Annotated in this window: 4 protein-coding genes and 1 pseudogene; 1 reads left to right on the forward strand and 4 read right to left on the reverse strand. The window is 50.9% G+C overall.

The window, feature by feature from the left end; translation table 11 throughout:
• Window positions 1-28: 28 nt before the first annotated feature.
• Window positions 29-1,177, reverse strand: a complete 1,149-nt coding sequence (locus tag A7090_RS03280) for an MFS transporter (RefSeq protein ID WP_105273015.1) — start codon at window positions 1,175-1,177, stop codon at window positions 29-31.
• Between the two features lie 314 nt (window positions 1,178-1,491).
• Between A7090_RS03280 and ycaC the strand changes: the two genes are divergently transcribed.
• On the forward strand, window positions 1,492-2,118 hold the full coding sequence (gene ycaC, locus A7090_RS03285; RefSeq protein WP_105273016.1) for an isochorismate family cysteine hydrolase YcaC: 627 nt from the start codon (window positions 1,492-1,494) through the stop codon (window positions 2,116-2,118).
• 35 nt (window positions 2,119-2,153) lie between these two features.
• Here the strand turns inward: ycaC and dmsC are convergent, their stop codons facing one another.
• The 3 genes and pseudogenes from dmsC to dmsA all read right to left on the reverse strand — a co-directional run.
• Complete coding sequence (dmsC, locus tag A7090_RS03290; RefSeq protein ID WP_105273017.1) at window positions 2,154-3,017, reverse strand: dimethyl sulfoxide reductase anchor subunit DmsC; 864 nt, start codon at window positions 3,015-3,017, stop codon at window positions 2,154-2,156.
• A 1-nt stretch (window position 3,018) separates the two neighbouring features.
• Entirely contained in the window at window positions 3,019-3,636 is a 618-nt protein-coding gene (gene dmsB, locus A7090_RS03295; RefSeq protein ID WP_000213098.1) for a dimethylsulfoxide reductase iron-sulfur subunit DmsB, read from the reverse strand.
• Window positions 3,637-3,646: 10 nt separating this feature from the next.
• A pseudogene (gene dmsA / locus A7090_RS03300) lies at window positions 3,647-6,034 on the reverse strand (dimethylsulfoxide reductase subunit A); the annotation flags it as partial.
• Window positions 6,035-6,096: the final 62 nt, after the last annotated feature.

Consider the following 6,096-nt stretch of genomic DNA (forward strand, 5'->3'; position numbering starts at 1 on the left):
AGTAAGTTCACACTTTGCTTGAATTCATTTACACGTGAGCAACGGGTTTTGGCGTATGACCGGCATTGCGAAGCAGCATCAGCAAATAGATAAAAGATACGCTGGCGATCATGATAAACAATAAATTATCGGAGAAATTCTGCATTAGCGTAGCTGTAAATGACGGGCCAAGCAGACTTCCCACGGTATAGCTCAACAGTAAGGCCTGGTTCATCGCCACCAGTTGATGATGTTCAACTTTCTCGCAAGCCCAGGCCATCGCCACCGGATATAGCGTAAAGCCAGCGGCACCGAGGATGAATAACGCTGGGGCCATCGCCGCCTGGCTAAGCATCGCGATACTGCCGAGAATGACAACAAAGACCTGAACACGCAACACCAGCAGTCGACCAAATTTATCTGCCAGACGTCCAATCGGCCATTGACCGAGGATACCAGCACTGACCAGTACCGCCATCCAGAAACCAATACTGGCATTGCTCACCCCTTTGTGATTGAGGTACAGCGGCATCAGGCCATATAGAGAGCCCAGAACGATTCCCGAGATAATGCAGCCATTCACGCCAAGCCGCGCCTGACGGAGTTTTAGCATTGACGTAATTGACGTTGAATCATGGTTTTCAGCCTGCTGATTCAGGACACGTGTAAACAACAGCGGTAAGATCCCTGCCAACGTCAAACCTGTAACCCATGGCAATACGCTCATCAACTCGGTTGAGACTTTGCTGACCAGTAACTGGCCTAAAAATGTTCCCACGTAATAAACCATCATATACGCAGCAAGCAATCGCCCACGGTTACGCGACGTCCCACTGCACATCAGCGCGCTCTCAACAACCACCCAAATCATGGCACAGCCGACGCCCGCGACAAAACGCCACGCCAACCAACTCCAGAAACCCATCATCAGGCCAAGACCGGCACAGCCAGCGGCAAAAATGAAGGAGGCCAGATAATAGCTGCGATTAAAGCCAATGCGTTTAATGACATACCCTGTCAGCAATGTACCGACCAGGTTGCCGGTAAAATAGGATGAACTGACAACGCCTACCTGCCATGTGGACATGTTTTCCTGGGCGAGCCAAAGCGGCACGAGTGTATTTAACACCGCGATCGCCAAAGTCAACAAAAGCAGGCCAGACAGTAAAAGCATGACAGGTCGGGTATACGTGGACATGAATTAAAACCGTGAGGAAGTTCAAATTTCATGCGCATCATGCCACCGCCAAAAACATTGTCAATGGGTGAAAATACGCGCATATCGCAACGGCGGTATTATCGATTTATATTATTCATTCATAGAGCTAATACTGAAGAGACGATTAATCTCATCTGGTTGTTTTTATTGATCTAACACAAATTTCATACACTTCGTTCAGTCGAAAAGTTTCATGGTCACAGCAAACTCATATTTCCCGTCTATGCTTTCAGAGCAATGCATCGCGTCTGACCGATTTCAGACGTACCACTGACTCTCGAAAGGAGAAAAGGATGACCAAACCATATGTTCGTCTTGATAAAAATGATGCTGCCGTTTTGCTTGTTGATCACCAGACTGGTTTACTTTCCCTTGTACGGGATATCGAACCCGATAAGTTTAAAAATAACGTGCTGGCGCTGGGCGATCTGGCTAAGTATTTCAACTTACCAACTATTCTTACCACCAGTTTTGAAACCGGTCCTAACGGCCCATTAGTTCCAGAACTGAAAGCACAGTTCCCCGATGCACCTTACATTGCTCGCCCGGGAAATATTAACGCCTGGGATAACGAAGATTTTGTAAAAGCGGTCAAAGCGACAGGTAAAAAACAGTTAATTATTGCCGGAGTGGTAACCGAAGTTTGCGTGGCATTCCCGGCGCTTTCAGCAATTGAAGAAGGGTTTGATGTCTTTGTCGTGACTGACGCGTCAGGGACCTTTAATGAAATTACCCGGCATTCGGCGTGGGATCGTATGTCGCAAGCTGGTGCGCAATTGATGACATGGTTCGGCGTGGCTTGCGAGCTGCACCGTGACTGGCGTAATGATATTGAAGGACTGGCGACATTGTTCTCTAACCACATTCCTGATTATCGTAATTTGATGACCAGTTATGACACGTTAACGAAGCAGAAATAAAAGAAAACCGGGGCCGAAACCCCGGTTGTTACTGATTAACTTGCGACGGCCATCCCCACGGTCATATGCAAACCATAGAATACGCCGCGACCGATTAATTCCCCTGCCAGAAGCAGAATGAATGATACGGAAAGTAGCGGAACCGCAGGCTGATAACCTTTTAGCTGTGGTGCAATCCACAAGCACAGGGCAACAGCCAAAAGCACGAGCCGCCAGGACATCAGTGCACCATAGCCCGGCACCAGCGCTACAGCCTGCTGCACAGAGCTATGAATAGTCGCCAGCTCTGCGCCCTGCATCACAGACATCACGCCACTCACTACCAGTGCCAGTACAGAAATAGCTGGCAGAAGACGCATCGCCCAGCCATCGACGCCAACCAGACTCAGCAACAGGTAACCCAGTAACGGGCCGCCCATAAACATCGTCAGGAAGAAGCCCATCGGCGTCCAGATACTGTACCAGGTCGGTACGGTATCGATGCTGTTATACACACGCACCATCATCCAGACAAAGACTACGCCAAGAACCATCGTCACCACCAGCCACAGCGTACGCAATGTCGGTGACAGCTTTTTCAGCATTGCCAGCAACCAGCCGATGCCACCAACGGCAAAAAAGATCGAACCGCTGGCGATTTCGTTACTGAGTGCTGAAGCGCCTACCCGGTTGAGCGAATTAAAGGCGCGCATCGGTGAACCAAGATGGAGCATAGAGGCGATAAAGCCAATGCCCATCAGCACCCATAAACCAAACATGCAGGCGATAACACGCTGCTGAGCTTCTGCTCGCAGGTCGCCTTTGAGCAGCGCTAAAGCCAGAACAATAAAACCCCCCGCCACACATTGCCCGAAGACCGTGAAGATCATCAGCGGCCATTCATGCCATCCACTTCCCATCTCACACCTCCTTCGGGTTTGCCAGATAGCCAGTGGTATCCCCGGTCGGGCGGCTGTTGGCATTGGGTTTGATCACAATATTCGGTTTGGTAAAGTGAGCTCGTGGCAACGGCGCAACAGCCGCCAGATCGCCATGTTTTTTACGCAGCTCGTCGATAGGGCCGAAATCCAGCGCCCGCAGCGGGCAAGATTCAACACAGATCGGCTTTTTACCCTCCGCAACACGGTCATAACAACCATCGCATTTGGTCATATGGCCTTTCGTTTCGTTATATTGCGGTGCGCCGTACGGGCAAGCCATATGGCAGTAACGGCAGCCAATGCACACATCTTCATCGACCACAACAAAACCATCTTCACGTTTATGCATCGCACCGCTCGGGCAGACTTTAGTACAAGCCGGATCTTCGCAGTGGTTACATGAAATCGACAAATAGTAGGCAAACACGTTCTGGTGCCAGACACCGTTATCTTCCTGCCAGTCGCCACCAGCATATTCATAAATGCGACGGAAGCTGACTTCTGGCGTCAAATCTTTGTAGTCTTTACAAGCCAGCTCGCAGGTTTTGCAGCCGGTGCAACGGCTGGAATCAATAAAAAATCCATACTGGGTTGTCATCGGTTACTCCTTACACCTTTTCAACCTGAACAAGGTTTGTATGCGACGGATTCCCCTTAGCGAGAGGAGACGGACGTTGAGTGGTCAGTACGTTGATACAACCACCCTTATCGACACGTTTTGCATCCGGGTCATACCAGGCGCCTTCACCCAGTGCGACCACACCCGGCATCATTCGTGGCGTCACTTTCGCTTCAATATGAACCTCACCACGATCGTTAAAGATCCTGACCTTATCGCCATTACTGATACCACGTTTTTGTGCATCAAGTGGGTTGATCCACATTTCCTGACGGCAAGCCGCTTTCAGCACATCAACGTTGCCGTAAGTTGAGTGAACGCGAGATTTATAGTGGAAACCCGTAAGCTGCAGCGGATACTGTTTGTTTAGCGGATCCTGATAACTTTCAAAACCTGGCGTGTAGATCGGCAGTGGATCGATCACGTCGCCTTCTGGCAATTCCCAGGTATCAGCAATGTCAGCCAGTGCCTGCGAATAGATCTCAATTTTGCCTGATGGCGTGGTCAGCGGATTTGCCTGCGGATCTTCGCGGAAGGCTTTATAAGCAACATGATGTCCTTGTGGGTCGCGCTTTTTAAAGATCCCCTGCTGGCGGAACGCTTCAAACGTTGGCAGTTCAGGAATTGCTTCCCGCGACTGGGCATACAGATGCCGCATCCACTCTTCCTGGGTACGGCCTTCAGTAAACTGTTGCTCGACGCCAAGACGTTTTGCCAGTTCACTGGTCATCTCATAGATGGTCTTACATTCAAAGCGCGGTTTAATCACCTGGTCGTTAAAGATCACATAAGACATATTCCCGCAGGATGCATCCAGCGCAAAGTCCATCTGTTCGGAAGCGGTGCAGTCAGGCAGCAGGATGTCAGCATATTTCGCCGATGAGGTCATGTGGCAGTCGATCACCACAATCAGCTCGCACTTCTTATCATCCTGAAGGATTTCATGGGTACGGTTGATTTCCGAATGCTGGTTAATCAGGCAGTTACCGGCATAGTTCCAGATCATTTTGATCGGCACATCCAGCTTATCTTTCCCCCGCACGCCATCACGCAGCGCCGTCATTTCCGGGCCACGTTCAATGGCATCGGTCCACATAAACATCGAAATGCTGGTCTGGATAGGGTTTTCGAGGGTCGGCATTCGGACAAACGGTAAGCTGTACGAACCTTCGCGCGCGCCGCTGTTACCTCCGTTAATCCCGACGTTGCCGGTGAGGATTGCCAGCATTGAGATAGCACGAGTCGCGATTTCACCATTAGCGTGACGCTGCGGGCCCCATCCCTGGCTGATAAACGCCGGTTTGGTACTGCCGATTTCACGTGCCAGTTTGATGATTTTGTCTGCCGGAACACCAGTAATTTGCGAGGCCCATTCTGGCGTTTTAGCAACGCCATCTGGCCCGTCACCAAGAATATAGGCTTTATAGTGACCGTTTTTCGGCGCGCTGGCTGGCAGTGTTTTTTCGTCGTAGCCAACGCAATATTTATCGAGGAATGCCTGATCTACCAGGTTTTCGCTGATCATGACATACGCCAGGCCGTTAACCAGTGCGGCATCCGTTCCTAGGCGAATTGGGATCCACTCATCTTCACGTCCGGCGCCGGTGTCGGTATAACGCGGATCGATGATGATCATGCGAGCATTGGATTTCTGACGCGCCTGTTCAAGGTAGTAAGTCACCCCACCACCACTCATTCGCGTTTCGCCTGGGTTATTACCAAACAACACCACCAGTTTACTGTTTTCGATATCCGACGGGCTGTTACCATCGGCCCAGCCGCCGTAGGTATAGTTCAGACCTTCCGCAATTTGCGCGGAGGAATAGTCACCATAATGGTTCAGATAACCGCCGCAGCAATTCATCAGGCGCGCGACCAGGGTACTTCCCGGCGGCCAGGAGCGGGTCATGGTGCCGCCCAGCGTACCAGTACCATAATTCAGGTAGATGGATTCGTTGCCGTACTCTTTGATCAAGCGCTGCATATTGGTCGCGATGATGTCGTAGGCTTCTTCCCAGCTAATGCGCTCGAATTTGCCTTCACCGCGCGCCCCGACTCGTTTCATCGGATATTTCAGGCGGTCCGGATTGTAGACACGGCGACGCATGGAACGCCCACGCAGACAGGCGCGTATCTGATGCAGGCCGTCGTAATTATCATCACCGGTATTATCTGTTTCGACATATTTGATTTCACCGTCCACTACGTGCATACGTAACGGGCAGCGGCTACCACAGTTAACGGTACATGCGCTCCAGATGATCTTTTCGTCTGAGTTTGTTGGAATGGCGCTATCGACAGCGTGCGCAATCCGGCTAAAAGGTAATGTTAATGCGCTGCTGGCCATCGCCAGGCCGCCGATCGCTGTCGTTTTTACCGTAAGCGTACAGCCTGAACCGTCTGGTCAGAATCTGACGAATTAGACAAAGTGGTGTCCAC

The sequence above is a fragment of the Escherichia sp. MOD1-EC7003 genome (assembly GCF_002965065.1).
Lineage (GTDB): Bacteria > Pseudomonadota > Gammaproteobacteria > Enterobacterales > Enterobacteriaceae > Escherichia.